General features: G+C 69.9%; 17 protein-coding genes and 2 pseudogenes. 8 read left to right on the top strand and 11 right to left on the bottom strand.

Going from position 1 to position 17649, the window contains the following annotated elements:
* Positions 1 to 83 precede the first annotated feature (83 nt).
* The 8 genes and pseudogenes from murG to V5F53_RS17575 all read left to right on the top strand — a co-directional run.
* Entirely contained in the window at positions 84 to 1211 is a 1128-nt protein-coding gene (murG, locus tag V5F53_RS17610; protein ID WP_393996099.1) for an undecaprenyldiphospho-muramoylpentapeptide beta-N-acetylglucosaminyltransferase, read from the top strand.
* Entirely contained in the window at positions 1208 to 2620 is a 1413-nt protein-coding gene (gene murC / locus V5F53_RS17605; protein WP_393996100.1) for a UDP-N-acetylmuramate--L-alanine ligase, read from the top strand. The genes murG and murC overlap by 4 nt, the downstream gene beginning before the upstream one ends.
* Before the next feature lie 249 nt (positions 2621 to 2869).
* Complete coding sequence (locus V5F53_RS17600; RefSeq protein ID WP_393996101.1) at positions 2870 to 4072, top strand: GGDEF domain-containing protein; 1203 nt, start codon at positions 2870 to 2872, stop codon at positions 4070 to 4072.
* A gap of 21 nt (positions 4073 to 4093) precedes the next feature.
* A complete protein-coding gene (locus V5F53_RS17595) occupies positions 4094 to 4534 on the top strand; it encodes an NUDIX domain-containing protein (RefSeq protein WP_393996102.1) in 441 nt (146 codons plus the stop codon).
* A gap of 113 nt (positions 4535 to 4647) precedes the next feature.
* Positions 4648 to 5619, top strand: a complete 972-nt coding sequence (gene sppA, locus V5F53_RS17590; protein ID WP_393996103.1) for a signal peptide peptidase SppA — start codon at positions 4648 to 4650, stop codon at positions 5617 to 5619.
* A gap of 99 nt (positions 5620 to 5718) precedes the next feature.
* Positions 5719 to 6003 (top strand): integration host factor subunit beta, encoded by a 285-nt coding sequence (gene ihfB, locus V5F53_RS17585; protein WP_393996104.1) that lies wholly within the window; start codon positions 5719 to 5721, stop codon positions 6001 to 6003.
* Between the two features lie 6 nt (positions 6004 to 6009).
* Positions 6010 to 6324, top strand: coding sequence for a lipopolysaccharide assembly protein LapA domain-containing protein (locus V5F53_RS17580; protein WP_393996105.1), 315 nt, complete (start codon positions 6010 to 6012; stop codon positions 6322 to 6324).
* 585 nt (positions 6325 to 6909) lie between these two features.
* Positions 6910 to 7316: pseudogene (locus tag V5F53_RS17575) on the top strand (transposase family protein); the annotation flags it as partial.
* 106 nt (positions 7317 to 7422) lie between these two features.
* Here V5F53_RS17575 and V5F53_RS17570 read toward each other — a convergent pair.
* The 11 genes and pseudogenes from V5F53_RS17570 to V5F53_RS17520 form a co-directional block, all read right to left on the bottom strand.
* Positions 7423 to 7707, bottom strand: coding sequence for a transposase (locus V5F53_RS17570; protein ID WP_509213016.1), 285 nt, complete (start codon positions 7705 to 7707; stop codon positions 7423 to 7425).
* Positions 7708 to 8047: 340 nt separating this feature from the next.
* Positions 8048 to 8179, bottom strand: a pseudogene (locus tag V5F53_RS17565) (IS630 transposase-related protein); the annotation flags it as partial.
* A 90-nt stretch (positions 8180 to 8269) separates the two neighbouring features.
* The gene (locus tag V5F53_RS17560) at positions 8270 to 9193 is read right to left on the bottom strand and encodes a quinoprotein dehydrogenase-associated SoxYZ-like carrier (protein ID WP_393996106.1); all 924 of its coding nucleotides are present in this window, start codon (positions 9191 to 9193) and stop codon (positions 8270 to 8272) included.
* A gap of 51 nt (positions 9194 to 9244) precedes the next feature.
* Complete coding sequence (locus V5F53_RS17555; protein WP_393996107.1) at positions 9245 to 9820, bottom strand: PQQ-dependent catabolism-associated CXXCW motif protein; 576 nt, start codon at positions 9818 to 9820, stop codon at positions 9245 to 9247.
* Positions 9821 to 9903: 83 nt separating this feature from the next.
* Positions 9904 to 10758 (bottom strand): substrate-binding domain-containing protein, encoded by an 855-nt coding sequence (locus tag V5F53_RS17550; RefSeq protein ID WP_393996108.1) that lies wholly within the window; start codon positions 10756 to 10758, stop codon positions 9904 to 9906.
* 16 nt (positions 10759 to 10774) lie between these two features.
* The gene (locus V5F53_RS17545; protein WP_393996266.1) at positions 10775 to 11251 is read right to left on the bottom strand and encodes a c-type cytochrome, methanol metabolism-related; all 477 of its coding nucleotides are present in this window, start codon (positions 11249 to 11251) and stop codon (positions 10775 to 10777) included.
* A gap of 258 nt (positions 11252 to 11509) precedes the next feature.
* Positions 11510 to 13318: a lanthanide-dependent methanol dehydrogenase XoxF5 gene (xoxF5, locus tag V5F53_RS17540; RefSeq protein WP_393996109.1), complete on the bottom strand. Its 1809-nt coding sequence runs from the start codon at positions 13316 to 13318 to the stop codon at positions 11510 to 11512.
* 358 nt (positions 13319 to 13676) lie between these two features.
* Entirely contained in the window at positions 13677 to 14681 is a 1005-nt protein-coding gene (locus V5F53_RS17535) for a quinoprotein relay system zinc metallohydrolase 2 (protein WP_393996110.1), read from the bottom strand.
* A gap of 174 nt (positions 14682 to 14855) precedes the next feature.
* Positions 14856 to 15620 carry an ABC transporter ATP-binding protein gene (locus tag V5F53_RS17530; protein WP_393996111.1) on the bottom strand — a complete coding sequence of 255 codons (765 nt, stop codon included), beginning with the start codon at positions 15618 to 15620 and terminating at the stop codon, positions 14856 to 14858.
* Entirely contained in the window at positions 15589 to 16353 is a 765-nt protein-coding gene (locus V5F53_RS17525; protein WP_393996112.1) for an ABC transporter permease, read from the bottom strand. Before V5F53_RS17525 ends, V5F53_RS17530 begins: the two co-directional genes overlap by 32 nt.
* A complete protein-coding gene (locus V5F53_RS17520) occupies positions 16350 to 17357 on the bottom strand; it encodes an ABC transporter substrate-binding protein (protein ID WP_393996113.1) in 1008 nt (335 codons plus the stop codon). The genes V5F53_RS17525 and V5F53_RS17520 overlap by 4 nt, the downstream gene beginning before the upstream one ends.
* Positions 17358 to 17649: the final 292 nt, after the last annotated feature.

Genomic DNA, 17649 nt, shown 5'->3' with positions numbered 1-17649 from the left:
CAGCGCCGCCGAAGCGGTTCCGGGACCGGCATCGCGGCCGGAATGCCGGAGGGACGCGGCGGAGCGCGCAACGTGAGGGGGCCGTGACACAACTCGTTCTTCTCGCCGCCGGGGGCACCGGCGGCCATCTCTTCCCGGCCGAGGCGCTGGCCGCCGTGCTCACCGCGCGCGGCCTCGTTGTGGACCTCGCCACCGACGCGCGCGCCGCCCGCTATGCCGGGCATTTTCCCGCCCGGGAGCTGCATGTGCTGCCGGCCGACACGGTGCGCGGCCGCTCGCCCATCGCCCTGGCCCGCACCGGCCTCGCCCTCGCCTCGGGCCTGATGCAGGGGCTCGCCCTCATGCGCCGCCTGAAGCCGGCGGTGGTGGTGGGTTTCGGCGGCTACCCCACGGTGCCGCCGCTGCTGGCCGCCGCCCTCACCGGCGTGCCCACGCTCATTCACGAGGCCAACGGCGTCATGGGCCGGGCCAACCGGCTGCTGGCAGCCCGCGTCTCCGCCATCGCCACCGGCTTTCCCGCCGTCCTGAGCGCCGACCCGGCGCTGGCGGCCAAGGCGGTGTGGACCGGCAATCCCCTGCGCCCGGCGGCGCTGGCCGCCGCCGCCGTGCCCTATGACCCGCCACAGCCCGGCGGCCCCCTGAAGCTGCTGGTGTTCGGCGGCAGCCAGGGGGCGCGGGTGATGTCGCAGGTGGTGCCGGACGCCATCGCCCGGCTGCCGGCCGAGATCCGCGCCCGCCTGGTGCTGACCCAGCAGGCGCGCGAGGAGGACCTCGATCAGGTCGCCGGCGCCTATGACGCGATCGGACTGAAAGCCGAGCTCGCCCCCTTCTTCGACGACCTGCCGGCCCGCATGGCGAAGGCCCACCTCATCATTTCCCGCTCCGGCGCCGGCACGGTGGCCGAGCTCGCCGCCATCGGCCGCCCGTCCATCCTGGTGCCGCTGCCCCATGCGCTTGACCAGGACCAGGCCGCCAATGCCCGCGCCCTGACCGACATCGGCGGCGCGCAGACCCTGCGGCAGGTGGAATTCGACGCCGCGCGCCTCGCCGCCGAGCTCACGCGCCTCGCCCACGCCCCCAGCGCGTTGACGGCGATGGCGGAACGCGCCAGAAGCGCCGGCGTGCTCGACGCCGCGGAACGCCTCGGCGACCTCGTGCAACACCTGGCCGGCGGGGGCTCGGCCGCAACCCTCCAAGGACCACGCCCATGAAGCTGCCGGAGCGCCTCGGCCCCATTCATTTCGTCGGCATCGGCGGCATCGGCATGAGCGGCATCGCCGAGGTCCTCAGCAACCTCGGCTACACGGTGCAGGGCTCGGACGCGGCCGAGAGCGCCAATGTGAAGCGCCTGCGCGGGCTGGGCATCGCGGTCACGGTGGGCCACGACGCGGCGAACGTCGAGGGCGCCGCCGTGGTGGTGGTGTCCTCTGCCATCCGGCGCGACAATCCCGAGCTGGCCGCCGCCCGCGCCCAGCGCCTGCCGGTGGTGCGCCGGGCCGAGATGCTGGCCGAGCTGATGCGCCTCAAGAGCTGCGTCGCCATCGCCGGCACCCACGGCAAGACCACCACCACCTCGCTGGTGGCGACCCTGCTGGATGCCGGCGGCTTCGACCCCACCGTCATCAACGGCGGCATCATCAATGCCTACGGCACCAACGCCCGCCTGGGCGACGGCACCTGGATGGTGGTGGAGGCCGACGAGAGCGACGGCACCTTCCTGAAGCTGCCGACGGAGGTGGCCATCGTCACCAATGTGGACCCCGAGCACCTCGACCACTTCAAGACCTTCGACAAGGTGCAGGACGCCTTCGAGACCTTCGTGGAGAACCTGCCGTTCTACGGCTTCGCCGTGATGTGCATCGACCATCCCGTGGTCCAGGCCCTGGTGGGGCGCATCGAGGACCGGCGCGTCATCACCTATGGCGAGAACCCCCAGGCCGACGTCCGCCTGGTGGACGTGGACCTGAAGGGCGGCGTCACCAAGTTCGGCGTGGTGTTCCGCGACCGCGCCGGCACGCCCACCCACGAAATCAACGGCCTCAAGCTGCCCATGCCGGGCAAGCACAATGCCCTGAATGCCACCGCCGCCATCGCCGTGGCCCATGAACTGGGCGTGCCCGACACCAAGATCATCGAAGCCATCGGCGGCTTCGGCGGCGTGAAGCGCCGCTTCACCCGGACCGGGGCCTGGAACGGCGCCACCATCTTCGACGACTACGGCCATCACCCGGTGGAGATCGCCGCGGTGCTGCGGGCCGCGCGCGGCGCCAGCGACGGGCAGGTGATCGCGGTGGTGCAGCCGCACCGCTACACCCGCCTGCAATCCCTGTTCGACGAATTCTGCACCTGCTTCAACGATGCCGACCACGTCATCGTGGCGCCGGTCTATGCCGCCGGCGAGGCCCCCATCGCCGGCATCGACCGCGACCACCTGGTGGAGGGCCTCGTCGCCCACGGCCATCGCAGTGTCACCGCGCTGGAAGGGCCGGAGGGACTCGCCGCCGTCGTCGCCGGGCTTGCCCGGCCGGGCGATTACGTGGTGTGCCTCGGCGCCGGCTCCATCAGCCAATGGGCCTATGCCCTGCCGGGGGAGCTCGCCGCCCTGAAGCCCGCCGCCTGAACTGGTATCCCCTGCCGCGCCGGCTCCGCCGCGCGGCAGGGGATGAGGCCGGCAGAAGAGACCCCGGCCTCCGCGGGCCCGAACGTCGGCCGCGAGCCCATTGAAACCCGCGCCCAGAAAGGGCCCGGCGCCGCCTTTACCGTTACACTGGGTGCGAATACCTTGACCCGCGCAGATCTTGGCGTTTGGGTGTGAGTTTACTCCGCATTGGTGGAGTCCCCCCGTGACCGGTAAACAGGTGCGGCAAAAGTGTTCATATTCGACTACTTCGCCCCCCTCGACCTGAGAACGCTGTTCCGGCTCATCTTCATCACGGACCTGGTGGTCTGCCTGATGCTGCTTGCCTATGGGGAGCGGGGGCCGAAGCGCGGCTTGATCCTGCGCTTCGTGGCGGCGCGCAGCCTGCACGCCGTGGGTTGCCTGCTGATCGGCTCGCGCGGTGAAATCTCGGCCTGGCTGTCGATCAGCCTCGCCAATGCGCTGGTCTATTTCGGCTTCGCGCTGGAGCTGACCACCATCGTCGGCCTGCGCGCGCGGCGCGGCGTACCGGCGCCCGTCTTCTTCATCACCGCCGCCGCCGGCAGCCTCGCCATCCTCGTCCTCGACCTGTCCGCAGCCGCCCCCGGCAATCTCGTTGGGGTCTCGGGGCTCACCGTGGCGGCGCTGTTCGCGCCCGCCGCCCTGCTGCTGGCGCGTTCCCGCCGCCGCTCGTCACTGCAACGGACGCTGGCGGCCTTCTACGTCCTGGTGGCCCTCTCCTTCCTCATGCGCGCCTATGCCGGCTTCATAGAAGGCCGGTCCGTGCTGGACCGGAACATGTTCCAGCTGTTCGGGCTCATCGTCATGTACTGCTACGCGGTGGCCGGCGGCGTCGGCTTCCTGCTGCTGCTGAAGGAAGACGACGACCAGCGCCTGCGCCACGCGGCGGAGACCGATCCGCTGACCGGCATCCTCAACCACCGCGCCTTCTTCGATGCCGCGCGGGGGGTGCTCGCGGTGGCGGCCCAGGCCCACCGGCCGCTGGCCCTGCTGCTGGTGGACGTGGATCACTTCAAGCGGGTGAACGACACCTACGGCCACCCCGTGGGCGACCGCGTGCTCCAGGCCCTGGTGAGGGCCATCGCCGAACGCACCCGCGCGACCGACATCTTCGGCCGCGTCGGCGGTGAGGAATTCGCCCTGTTGCTGCCCGATGCCCGCGACAAGGCCCATACGCTCGACTCGGCCGAGCGGGTGCGGCTGGCGGTCAATGAACTGGACATTCCCGAGGCCCCGGGCCTGCGCTGCTCCATCAGCATCGGCTGCGCCCTGGCCGTGCCGCGAAGCGGCGACGACATCGTGCCGCTGATGCGCAGCTGCGACAACGCCCTCTATGCCGCCAAGAGCGCCGGCCGGAACCGGGCGGCGCTGGCGACGAATCCGCTCCCCGAGGAGACCGATGCGGTCGCCTGAGGAAATGCGCTATAAGGCATCATGCTGCCGTTCTTTCCCCTGCTGCGCCGGATCCGCCACGGTCTCACCCTCGGTGTCCGGGTGCTCGCCGTCGACGGGGATGACCGCCTGCTGCTGGTGCGCCACACCTACACCCCCGGCTGGCACCTGCCGGGCGGCGGCGTGGACCTGGGGGAAAGCGCCAGCGCCGCCGCCCGCCGCGAGCTGAAGGAAGAAGCCGATACGGAGCCCGTCGGCGCGCTGGAATTGCACGGCATCTTCTTCAACCCCCGCGTGGGCGGACGCGACCACGTGGTGTGCTTTCACACCCGCGTCGCGGGCGGCCCGCCCCCGGCACCCGGCCTCGAGATCCGGGAGGTGGGCTATTTTCCCCTTTCCCGCCTGCCCAGGGAGGTCACCGGCGGCACCCTGCGCCGCATCGCCGAATGGCGCGGCGGGATGCCCCTGAGCGCGGAATGGTGAGTCCTCGCCTTGCCAAGGGACCGGCGCCCGCTTAAGTCCGGATGCGGAGGCGCCTTTTCCCGGGCGCGCGAGGATTTCGTTCGCTGCGCCGGCGGCGAAGGCAGGAGGCACGAATGTCGCTCGACGCCGACCAGATCGTCGATCGCCGTGGGCTGCGCCGCAAGGTCACCTTCTGGCGCACGGCGTGCGTGCTGGCTGTGGTGGCGGCGCTGGCGGTGGCCCTCGCCGCCGTTGTCGCAGACGGACTGCCCCCGAATTCACCCCATGTGGCGCGCGTCGTCATCGGCGGCGTGATCCGCAACGACCGGCAGCGGGTGGAGATGCTGGAGGAGATCGGCCGCTCGCCGGCGGAGGCGGTGATCCTGTCCATCGACAGCCCCGGCGGCACCGTCACCGGGTCGGAGCAGCTTTATGACGCGCTGCGCCAGCTGGCGCGGAAAAAGCCGGTGATCGCGGTGGTGGAGGGCGTGGCCGCCTCCGGCGCCTATATCGCCGCCATCGGCGCCGACCACATCGTGGCGCGCCGCAACGCGCTGGTGGGCTCCGTCGGCGTCATCTACCAATTCCCCGACGTCACCGAGCTGCTGAAGACCGTGGGCGTCTCCATGGTGGACATCAAGTCCTCGCCGCTCAAGGCCGCACCCAATCCCTATACGCCGGTCACGCCCGAAGCCCGCGCCGCCGTGGAATCGCTGGTGGCCGACAGCTACAGCTGGTTCAGGGGTCTGGTGGGCGAGCGGCGCAAGCTCTCCGGGACCGGTCTTGCCACCGTCTCCGACGGCCGGGTGTTCACCGGGCACCAGGGATTCGAACTGCAGCTGGTGGACGAGATCGGCGACGAACGCACCGCCCGCGCCTGGCTGGCCCGCGAAAAGGGCGTGTCCGAAGACCTCAAGGTGCGCACCTGGCGCGGGAGCCAGGTGGGCAGCGAGTTCGGCTGGCTGCTCGGCCTGGGCCAGGCGACCCTCGACGCCGCCGGCCTGCCACAACTTGCGGCTGTTCTCTCCGCCACCGGCCGCGATGCCCTGGAACGCGCACAGCTTGACGGCCTACTGGCCCTCTGGCACCCTCCCGCGGAGAGGTGATCGGGATGCGGAACCATAAGCAGTGGTTGCGCTTTTTCGTCCAGTCAGCACGTGTCCACCGCTCCCGGCGGATCGGTCGTGAGGGGAACTGAAGCCATCATGATCAAGTCCGAACTCGTCCAGAAGATCGCTGAAGCCAACCCCCATCTCTACCAGCGGGATGTGGAGAACATTGTGAACGCCATCCTGGAGCAGATCGTTTCCGCGCTGGAGCGCGGCGACCGGGTGGAGTTGCGCGGGTTCGGCGCCTTCTCGGTGAAGAAGCGCGAGGCCCGCGTGGGCCGCAACCCGCGCACCGGCAAGCAGGTGGACGTGAGCGAAAAGACCGTTCCCTATTTCAAGACCGGCAAGGAGATGCGCGAGCGTCTCAACGACGGAGAATGATCACCCGTGGCGCGCGTCCTGTCCATCCTCATCGGCCTGCCGTTGTCGGTCCTCGCCATCGCCCTGGCGGTGGCCAACCGTCGCGACGTGCTGGTTTCCCTCGACCCCTTCTCGCCGAACGCCCCGGTGCTGTCGGCGACGGTCCCGCTCTATGCGGTGATCTTCGGGGCGCTCATCGTCGGCGTCGTGCTCGGCGGCAGCGTCACCTGGCTGCGCCAGGGCCGCTTCCGCCGCGAGGCGCGTCAGGCCCGACGCGAACGGAGGGCGAGCGACACCCCGATTGCCGGTGACCGGCTGGGCCTGCCCGCTCCGCGCGGCTGAGCGCTCCGCCCCCCGGCATTAACCGTGTTTCACGTGAAACCAGAGGGCCATCGCCACGGCCATGGCGGCCGGCGCCCGTGGCGCCAGCCGCAGCCGGTGGCAGATGCAAACCGCGCCAGCCCTCCCAAGCGCAGGGCTCTCTCCCGCACCCGCCTTGTCCAAGAAGACAATACGGCGGCTCCAGGAGATGATTCCACGCTCCATGGAAAGCGCCGGTCGCGCATGCCGGCAGCGGCGGCCATCCTGCCTGCGACATCCGAGACGCCAAAGCCAGGCCCGTGAGGCGGCCACGCCACACGAAGCCGCTGGCAGCAGGGCAGACATTGTCCCAGGAACGCGGGTGGTGAGGCGGTTGGCGCAGCCACGACGCACGGCCCTTGCCCAGCCCACGGTTGCCAACCGGCCGGGCCCGAGGCGCGACACCGCAGCACCACGCCGGCACCGGCGACGCGCGCGGCGCATCACAAATGCCCCGGACGATTGGCTTGCCATACCTTCTTCACGCCCGCCGGAGCCCCGGGCCCCTGGGTGTTTGATCCCTGGCTTTGATGGTGCAGTCTTTTCGCAGGACTGGAAGGATGCGCTATGGGCCAGGTTCTGCATGGATGCGCCACGACGACAGAGGCGGTCCGTCGAGCGATACAGCATAGTCAAGAGAGCCTGAGGGCTCTGGCCAAGCGCTATGGGATCAACCAGAAAACAGTCGCGAAATGGAAGAAGCGGACCTCGGTCGCCGACCTGCCAACCGGACCTAATACCATCGGCCCCGGTCTTCGACCGGTGCCAAGTGGGTCCGCTCACGCGCCGCGCGGGCTTGACCAAAGGCGCCGAGGTCGAGCGTTCTGGCACCGGAGGAAGAGGCGATCATCGTCGCCTTCCGCAGGCATACCCTGTTGCCGCTCGACGACTGCCTTTACGCCTTGCAGGCGACGATCCCCCACCTGACCCGCTCGTCGCTTCACCGTTGCCTTCAGCGCCACTGCATCTCCCGTCGCCTCAAGACCCTGAAAGGCCTCACGCCCTACGAATTCATCTGCAAACGATGGACCTCAGAGCCAGAACGATCCACGCTCAATCCCATCCACCAAATGCCGGGACTCAACACCTAGCACCTGCCGCTTCGATGGCGGCGCGCACCTGCGGCCCCTTGTGAGAGCCGAGATGGTCCATGATCACGACGTCGCCCGGCTTGAGGTCGGGGATGAGAACCTGCTCCACATCGGCCAGGAACCAGACGCCGTTGAGCGGCCCGTGGAGAACCATCGGCTCGACCATCCCCGTGCATCGCAGCGCGCCGATGAAGGTCGTCGTCTTCCAATGTCCGTGTGGAACGCCCGTGCGCAGGCGCTCGCCTTTCGGGGCACGTCCGCACCGGCGCGCCAGGGTGGTGGAGGTCCAGGTCTCGTCGATGAAGACGAGGCTTTGCGGATCGAGGTCGGGCTGCCCCTCGAACCAGTCCTCGCGCCGCTTCAGGATGTCGGGACGTTCCGGCTCGCTCGCAGGGGCGGACTTTTTTGTAACTCAGCCCGCAGCGATCGAGGAAGGTCCACAGCGTCGTCGGGCTGGCGCGGATGCCGTGCTCGGCGTCGAGCCGGTCCACCAGCCCGCTGATCGTCAGATCCGGCGTTTCTGCAACCAGCCCCAGAAGATACTCGCGATGCGGGTCGAGCTTCGAGCGGCGTGGCTGGCCCTGCCTGCGCGCCCCGCCCTCGCCGTCCTGCCGCGCCCGACGCACCCAGACGATCGCGGTCGCAAGGCCAATGCCGAACCGCGCCGCGGCCTGCCGTGCTGAGTTCCCCGACAACGCCGCATCGATGACCCGATCCCGCAGATCCTGGCTGTAGGCGCGCGCCATGCGCCACCCCCGCCGCGCTCGCGACAAGGCACTCGCACTGTTCGCGACGTTTGGGAAAACCAACCCGAATCGGAAACCAGAAAAACCACTCTAACTGCCGCCGCCGGGAAAGGTGCGGCTGAAGACCTTGCCTTCCGTATCCTCGCCGCGCACCGTCACCGGCGCCGTGGAGGGATGATAGGTGAAGCGGAAGGTGGGGTCCTCGCTGATGGAAATCCCGCCCTCCATGCCCAGCAGCAGCCGTCCGCCCTGGGTGATGGCCACCTCGCGGACGAACCAGGCCGGCGTGTAGCCGCGCGTCGCCTCGTCCATCTGCAGGCCCGAGAAGTTGGGGTGGCGAATCTGCACCTGGGCTTCGGCCCGGCCTGCCTCCGCGAATGAGCGGAAGCGGATGTCGCCGAGGTGGGCGATGGACTCGGCGGTGTCCTTGGTCGCCGGCGCCGAACAGCCGCCCGCTGCCTTCACGAACACCGTCGCCATGTGCAGCGCGCCGTCGTCCGTCTCCGCGATCGCGCGCACCTGGGAATAGGAATTCACCCGCGCCCGCAGGGACAGAACGAAATCCCCCTGGTCGGGACCGAAGGTGAACCGGCCGGCCACCGGCGAGGGGTTCTCGTCGATGACCACCGTCACGGCCCGAAAGCGGCGCGGGTCACCGGCCGGAAGCGTGAGCGCCACGGTGAGCGGAACCAGGGCCGCATCCTCCGCCCGGCCCGGCGCATCGAGTGCCACCAGCCCCTCCGCGGCGCCAATCTGCCGCCCGGGGAAGATGTCCGGGGCGATGGTGCGCCAAGTGGCGTCCCTTCCGGCGTCCCGCTCCACATCCTGAGACGCGACCGGACGACGCGGAGCGTCCCCCGCCGGGCCGCGCTCCGGGGCACCCACTCCCGCGTCTGGAGCGGAAACCTCGGCGGCCGTCAAAGGCCCCGGAGCGGCGAGCATCGCCACCAGCGCCAGGGCGCCGGACCATCCCACCGCCCGCCGGACGACCGGCCGGACCATATCTCGCGTCATGGCATCTCTCCCTTTCCCGGGCGGCACAGCACCGCCGCTCCGCCGCGTCGTTCAGCGCGCGGCATCAGGCTGCCAGGGATCGAGGGTCGCCACCGGCAGGCCCGCGGCCTTCCAGCCGTCCAACCCCTCCGGAAACCACGCCACGCGGGCGTAACCGGCAGCGATGGCGCGCTTGGCGGCGTTCCAGGACATCCAGCAGTCCTTCAGGCAGAATATCACAATATTGGCCTGTTGATCGCCGGACGTCAGCGCCGTAAGCCCCTCCAGGAAATAACGTTCGGTGCCGGCATCCAGGGCGCCGAAGCCCACGTTCGGCAACCAATGGGCGCCCGGCACGCTGTCGTGCGGCGCATCCCGCCACACCGTGCCCGCCGGCAGCGCGGCGGGACGCGGCGGGCGCGGCAGCACATCCACGAACACCGCCCCACCGGAGCGCCACAAGGCCTCGGCCTCCGCCGTCGTCAGCACCCGCGCCCCCGCAAGGGTCGAGGGGGTCGGCGCCCGATACGGCTCGAAGCGGTAGCCGGCGGGCTCGCCGGGACTGGCACCGCCGGCCGCAGCCGGCTCCGCCGCATGAGCGGCATCAAGGGGGCCGCCGAGCGCGCTGGCCGCGAGCGCGGCCGCCACGCATAGGCCAAGCCACCCGGCCCGCAGCCCTCGCCGGCCCTCGGTCCGGACTCGGCTGGCCCGGGTGCTGCCGGTCCCGGCGATCATGGCGCCCGGTTCCCCGGTGCCGGCACCGCCGCCGTCACCAGCTGGTCATCCTCATCCAGCAGCGGCACGCCGTAGTCGAGCAGGACCGCGTTGATCTGGTCGGCGCGGCTGCGCAGCACCTCGTTCAAGACCTGCTTCCAGTCGTGATCGGTGGGGCGCACGCCCATGGTGATCCGGTAGGCGAGCGGCGGTCGTTCGGCCTCGTGGAGCAGCGGCACCACCTTCATCGGCACCGCCGCGTGCTTCGCGAAATAGCCGCCGCTCGGCCCCCACAGCAGGGCGCCGTCAAGCTCTCCCTTGGCAAGGTCCGCCAACATCTCCTCCGCCGGCGAATCGAAGCGGCGATCCACCAGCAGCGAATAGGTCCGCGCCGTGCCGAGCATTCCCAGCTCCAGCAGGTGGTCGGCGGGCGGCGTGCCCGCCACCAGCCCCAGGCGCGCGCCCTTCAGGCGCGGATCGCCCAGGCGGTCCACCCCGTCCAGGGGCCCGCCGGCCTTCACCACCAGCACGTAGACCGATTGGTAATAGGGATTGGTATGCAGCACCGGATCGGCGCCGGCCGCATAGCCGATGACCACGTCGCACAGGCGCTTACCGAGGCTGTTGCGCACGAAGCCGGGCCCCTGCGGCATGTAATAATAGCGCACCGGCACCTTGAGCGCGTCGCCGACGATCTCGGCGATGCGGTTCTCGAAGCCCTCTCCCTTGCGGTCGGTGAAGGGCATGTTGGCGGGGTCGGCGCACACCCTCAAGGCCTCCGCCGACACCGAATTGGGGATGCTCTGTCCGTGGGCGCCGGAGGAGCTCAGCAGCAGGATGGCCGCGAGCCCCGCCGTGCCGAGCGAAGCCACCAGATGGGCGAAGCCCTCACTCGCCGAGGCAGGCCTTTTCGGTGGCGGTGCTTCCGGCGGTCTTGTCTTCGCGCTTGGGCGGCCGCACGCGGCCGAGCGCGCCATCGGAGCGGGCCCGGAGATAGACATAGATGTCGTCGAGGTAGCACATGACGTTCTTGTTGAGTCCAAAGGACGGCATGACCTTTTCATTGCCACCTCCCACGTTTTGCCGTCCGCCCACCACCACTTCCTGGAAGTGATCGAAGTCCATGGTCTTCAGCGATTCGATGAGCGCGGGCGCGTAGGTGGAGCCCATGCCGTCCGGTCCATGGCAGACGTGGCATTCGGCATGGTACCGGCGATACCCGGAGTAGGTGAACCAGTCGACCGTCCCGTCGGGCTGGATCTTGTAGGTGGGTGCGCCGGACGCATCGTAATACTTGCCGTCCTCGTCCTTCACGGGCGTGGGATCGCCCTGCTTGCTGAAGGTCGGGGTTTCGGCCAGCGACACGGAGGGCGCCAGCGCGGCGGAAAGCGGCAGCAGCGCCGCGGCGAAGGCAACCGGACCGACGCGCTTCATAAGGGCAGATGACAACACACGCTCTCTCCAGGCACGAAGACGGGGGAAGGGCGCACGACTCCGTTCGCGGCGCGACAGGCCACGCGATGCACTGAGTGAAGCCGTGCCCCTCCTTGGGTTTTGCGAAGGACGCCGGCACGGGAGGGAGCCGTGCCGGCGTCGCAGCCATGTCTCAGGCGGTCGGCCGCATCACTGCGGCAGCGCGAACACCGTGAGCTGGCCCCCGAGGGCGGTATAGCTGCTGAGAGCGGAATAGCCGCCCACCGCGCCCAGGCCGGCGTTCGGATCGGTGAGGCCCGCGGCGAGGCCAATGCCCGCCCAGCCGCCGACGCCCGAGAGCACCGCCACGTACTGCTTGCCGTTGTGGGTATAGGTCATCACGTTGCCGATGATGCCGGACGGGGTCTTGAACTTGTAGAGTTCCTTGCCCGTCTTGGCGTCCACCGCCTTCAGATAGCCTTCGAGGGTGCCGTAGAACACCACGCCGCCATCCGTGGAGAGCGCGCCCGACCACACCGAGAACTGTTCCGGCTTGGTCCACACGATCTTGCCCTTGCGGGCGTCCCAGGCGATGAAATTACCCATGCCGCCGTGGCTGTTGGGCGCCGGGAACATGGACAGGGTGGCGCCCACATAGGGCTGGCCCGGAGTGTAGCTCACGCGGAACGGCTCATAGTCCATGCACACATGGTTGGTGGGCACGTAGAACAGGCCGGTTTCGGGCGAGAACGATGCCGGCTGCTGGTCCTTGGTGCCCAGGGCCGCCGGGCAGATGCCGGTGGTGTTCACGTCCTCGCCGTTCTTGGCGGTGGAATACTTCTCCACCACCAGCGGCCGGCCAAAGGTCGGGCTGTTCTTGTCCATGTCCACCTTGGACGCCCAGTTCACCGCCGGGTCATACTTCTCCGCCACCAGCAGCTCGCCTGTCTTGCGGTCCAGGGTGTAGCCAAAGCCGTTGCGGTCGAAGTGAACGAGGAGCGGCCGCTTCTTGCCGTCGATCTCCTGGTCCACCAGGATCATCTCGTTGACGCCGTCATAGTCCCACTGGTCGTGGGGGGTCATCTGGTAGGCCCACTTGGCCGTGCCGGTGTCGGCGTCACGGGCGAAGATGGTCATGGACCACTTGTTGTCGCCGGGGCGCTGGGCCGGGTTCCAGGTGGAGGGGTTGCCGGAGCCGTAATAGACGAGGTTGGTTTCCGGGTCGTAGGAATACCAGCCCCAGGTGCAGCCGCCACCGATCTTCCACTGGTCGCCCTGCCAGGTCTTCAGGCTCGAATCCTTGCCCACCGGCTTGCCGAGCTCGGTGGTCTTCTCCGGATCGAACAGGATTTCGTTGTCCGGGCCGGTGGAGTAAGCGCGCCAGATCTGCTTGCCGGTGTTGAGATCGTAGGCGGTCATGTGGCAGCGCACGCCGAACTCGCCGCCGGAGATGCCCACCAGCAGCTTGTCCTTCACCGGGATCACGGTGGCGGTGTTGGTCTCGCCCTTCTTGGGATCGCCGTTCACCGCCGACCACAGCGCCTTACCGGTCTTGGCATCGAGCGCCACCACCTTGGTGTCGGCCTGATGGAGGAACACCTTGCCGTCGGCATAGGCGAGGCCGCGATTGACCGTATCGCAGCACATCACCGGGATCACGTTCGGATCCTGCTTCGGCTCATACTTCCAGATGATCCGCCCCTCGTCCTTCAGGTCGAGGGCATAGACCACGTTCGGGAACGGCGTGTGCACATACATCACGTCGCCCACCACGAGCGGCGAGCCTTCGTGGCCACGCAGCACGCCGGTGGAGAAGGTCCACGCCACCTGCAGCTTGTTCACATTGTCGGCGGTGATCTGCTTCAGCTTGGAATGGCGGGTGTTGGCATAGTCACCGGTCTGGAGAACCCACTGGTTGGGATCCTGGGTGAGCTTGAGAACACCGTCGTTGGCCATGGCCGGCGCGCCGAAAAAAGCGCTGCACGCCGCCACGGCGGTCACCGTAAAAACTCGCTTCATCTGGGCTTCCTCCGATGGATGCGCGCCCGCCTCCACAGCCCGTGGAACGGAAACGCACTGAGCGTTGTTTTCGCCTTTGGGGGATTCCATCTACTTCGGCAGCGTGTCACGACCGGCGTGATGCCCTGAAGCCTTGCGGTTAAAAGCTGTCCCGCAGGCCTGCGAACCAGTACCGCGTTCCCCGCGCGATACCGTTGAAGCCGAAGCTGTGAGGAACGTAAGCAAAGTTCCTCTCGGACGCAATACACCAATTGTGGAGCGATAGGGTCCTTCTATATTGCATGTGCGAAGTAAACTTCTTTTCCTCGCCGCAGCGCCGCATTTACCGGCAGAACCGCCGCCGCGACACGCGCGCGCCTCACTCCCATTCCAGCTCGTGAAAGGCGCTGGTGGCGTTGCGCGCGTTGAATTCGTCGAACAGGCTCCAGTCGGAAGCCTCGGCGCGGCCGGCCTCCCGCGCTGCATCACGCATGGTCCCGCCGTCGCGCACCATGCGGCGCACATCCGCCACCAGGCGCCGGAGATACCGCTCGGTGGGCTCGGCCGCCTGCGGCCAGGGCTGCGCCGCCGGCCCGTGGCCCGGCACCACCCGTGCCGCCGGCCGCCCCTTCAGGGTCTCGAGCAGGGCGATCCAGCCCAGCGCCTTGCCGTCGAGCGCCGGCACATGGCCCAGGAACAAGAGGTCGCCCAGGAACCAGGTGCCGGTGCGCAGGTCGAGCACGGTGAGATCGGTGGCGGTGTGGGCGGTCGGCCAGGCCTCCAGCAGCAGCGGCCGGTCGCCGAGATCCAGCGTCAGCGATTCGGTCACGGTGACGTCCGGCAGCACCACGCGGGTGCCGGCGGCGGCATCCTCGCCGATCAGGCGTCGCGTGGCCTCCAGATAGCTCTCGGCCCGGGCCGACAGCGCCTCCGGGAGGACGCGATGGCCGATGAAGGTCACGCCCGGCGCCGCGAAGGCGGCGTCGCCCAGCACGTGGTCGGGGTGCATGTGGGTGTTGATGACATAGCGGATCGGCCGGTCGGTGCGCGCCCGCACCGCCGCCTTGAGCTGCTCGCCGGCCTTCAGCGAGCCGCCGGTGTCCACCACCGCCACCCCGTCACGGCCGATGATGAAGCCGGCATTGCCCACGAAACCCAGATTGCGCGGCAGCGCCAGCGCGTAGGGCGCCTGGTGCACCCACACGCCGGGCGCCACCTCCACCACCGGCAGGGGCGCCACCTCCACCACCGGCAGGGGCGTGACCGGCGCCACCGGCGCGTCCTGCCCGGCGTCCTGCCGCGTCTCCTGCGCCGCCGCCAGCGGCGCCCCCGTGCCGAGAACCATTAAGAGAGCAACGGCGAGTCGCCGCATGTGACCGGACATGGTGTCTCCTCCCGCGGTCTTCGCCGCCGCTTGTTCCGCTCCAGGCGCCGGAGCGGCCTCGGCCATGGTGTCGAACGCGACCGCGCCGCGCCAGGGACCGGTTTGGCCACCGGCGGCGCGAATCGGTGGCGACCGCGTCCCCCTGAAGCGTCCCCGGCCCGCGCCAGCGCCGCTCTAAGGGCCCCGCAGCATGGGATAGCGCGCGGCGAGGTCCGCGCGCCGCCGCTCGATCCAGTCGGGGTCGCGGGCGCCGCGCGGACGGTCCGGCGTCATCTCGCCGATCACCCGGCCGGGCTGCTGGCCCAGCAGCACCAGCCGGTCAGCCAGCGCCAGCGCCTCGCGCACGTCGTGGGTCACCATGAGAACGGCGGTGCCGCTGTCCTCCGCCGCCCGCCGCACATGCTGGCGCAGGTCCGAGGCCGCGCGCGCGTCCAGCGAGACGAAGGGCTCGTCGAGCACCAGCAGGTCCGGTTGCCCCGCCAGCGCCCGGGCCAGCGCCACCCGCCGCGCCAACCCCAGCGACAGGGCATGGGGATAGGCGCCGGCGTGGGCGGCTAGGCCGCACGCGGCCAGCAGCGGGCCGAGATCGCGCCGCCGCTGCGCCCGGGGCAGCGCCAGGCGGATGTTCTCCTCCACCGTGCGCCACGGCAGCAGGCGCGGTTCCTGGAAGACGATGCCGATGGAGAGCGTGCGTGGATCGGGGCGCACAACGCCGTCGAAGTCGCGGTCGAGGCCGGTGAGAACGCGCAGGGTGGTGGTCTTGCCGCAGCCGGACGGCCCGATGAGGCAGACGAACTCGCCCCGCGCCAGGCTGAGGCGCAGGTCGCGCACCACCTCCACCGCGCCGCCATCCGGCCCGCGGTGACGCTTGGCGGCGATATGCGCCTCCAGCAGCGGCGCGGCCGCCTCAGCGCGCACCGGGACGCCAGCGGCGGGCATGGGCTTCGAACGGTTGCAGAACGAAATATTCCACGGCCAGCATCACCGACATGAAAGCGAGGGAATAGCCGAGCACGGCGCGCACATCGAACAGCTGGAAATAGACCGAGATGGCATAGCCGACCCCATTGGGCCGCCCCAGCAGCTCCACCACCAGCACGATCTTCCACACCAGCGACAGGCCTGAGCGGGCGGCGCCGGCGATGTGCGGCTCCAGCTGCGGCAGCACCACATGGCGCAGGCGATCGAGGAACGACAGCCGGTACGCCTCCGCCATCTCGTCGAGATCGGGGGACAGGGCGCGCGTGCCCTCGCGCAGCAGCACCGTGACATTCGGGATCTTGTTGAGCGCCACCGCGAGCACCGCCGCCGTCTCCGTCAGGCCCAGCCAGATGTAGCACAGCACCGTGATGACCAGGGCGGGCGTGTTCAGCAGCAGCACCAGCCACGGATCGAGCGCCCGGTCGAGGCCGGCGCTGCGGCCGAAGGCGATGCCAAGCGCCCCGCCCACCGCCATGGCCAGCACGAACGCCGCCGCCACCCGACCGAGCGTCGCCCCGAGATTCGCCAGGAGGTCACCGGCGACCGCCTCATGAACCACGAAGGCGAACACCGCGCCCGGCGCCGGCAGCGCCATGCTGCCCGCCAGTGACGCCACCGCCTGCCACGCCAGCACCAGCACCGCCAGCGACGCCACCTTGACGCCGAGGCCCGCCCACCGCCCCGCGCTCACGGCGTGCGCGCTCCGGCGCTCCAGTAAAAATCCTCCGGCAGGCCGCGCACCGGCCCCAGCAGATCGCCCCCGCCCTGGGCCGCCAGCACGGCGACGAGGCGCGCCGCCGCCGCGCGATCGGCGGCGGCCGGCAGGTGCGGGATGCCGGCGATGAAGCCGCGCCGCAGGGCGGCGAAGGTGGCATCGTCGCCGGCCTGCATCACCGTCCGTGCCGCCGCCCACGCCGTCTCGTGCGCCGCCCCGGTGCCACCGAGCGCCGCCAGGGTCGCCGCCGAGGCCGCCGCGAACGCGGCGAGCACGGCCGGCTGGGCGCGGGCGAAGGTGCCGTCGAACACATAGCCCACCAGGGCCGGCGGCGGGGCGATGCCGAGCGCCGCCAGGACATCGGCGATGCCCACGAGGCGCACGAAGCCCTTGGCCTCCAGCCGCGCCGCGAAGGTCCAGTAGAGCAGCGCCGCGTCCAGCTCCCCCTGCTCCAGCTTCGCCGCCAGCAGCGGCGGCGCGCCAAAGGCGAGCTGCGCCGCGCGCGCGAGGTCGAGACCCTCCGTGCGCGCCTGGGCCTGCAGCAGCAGCCAGCTCTTGTCGAGCGGGCCGCCGGCGACGCCGAGGCGCGCGCCGGCCAGATCGGCCAGGCTCCTCACCCGCCCGCCCGCCGGCACCATCACCGCGCCCTCGGCGGTGGAGAACGGGAGATAGACCAGGTCCCGTCCCTCCGCCTTCAGCCGCGCCGCCCACAGCAGGTCGCTCACCACCGCGTCCACCGCCCCGGCGAGAAAGGCGAGGCGGCCGGCGTCGGTGTTGGCGGCACGGCGCGGGTCGAGGACCAGGCCCTGGGCGGCGTCGAGGCCGAGCGCGCCCATGGCGGCGAGCGCCCAGGCCGCCGTGCCGAACTGCAGGATGCCGAGACGAAGCGCGCGCGGCGCCTGGGCACCCGCGCCCGCCGGAGCCTGCGCCGCACACGCGGCGCCCGCCATCACCGCCAGCAGCGCGCGGCGTGTGAGCATCGCCCCTCCCCCTTGCTTCTTGTTTCGCCCGCCATTGGCGTGCGGATTGTTTTCATGACGCAGCTTGAAGTCATCTTAAGCCACTGTCTACGGACTTGCGATGACTTACGCAGCGCAACATGGCCGGATGGCCCCGCACCGGCGCGCCGGCCTTCTGCAACCCCGCCCTGTGGCGACTGGAGATCAGGACTGAAGCGGATGCCAGGACCTCCAGCGCGATCAATGCAGGGTGATTTTCTTTCAGCTGGAGGCGTCCTCTTAGAAACTCCAAAGATTGACTACGACCTGTGTT

The organism is Xanthobacter cornucopiae, from assembly GCF_043195065.2.
GTDB lineage: Bacteria > Pseudomonadota > Alphaproteobacteria > Rhizobiales > Xanthobacteraceae > Xanthobacter.
Note: the sequence above shows the minus strand (reverse complement) of the source record. Positions and strands in the feature narration are given on the sequence as shown.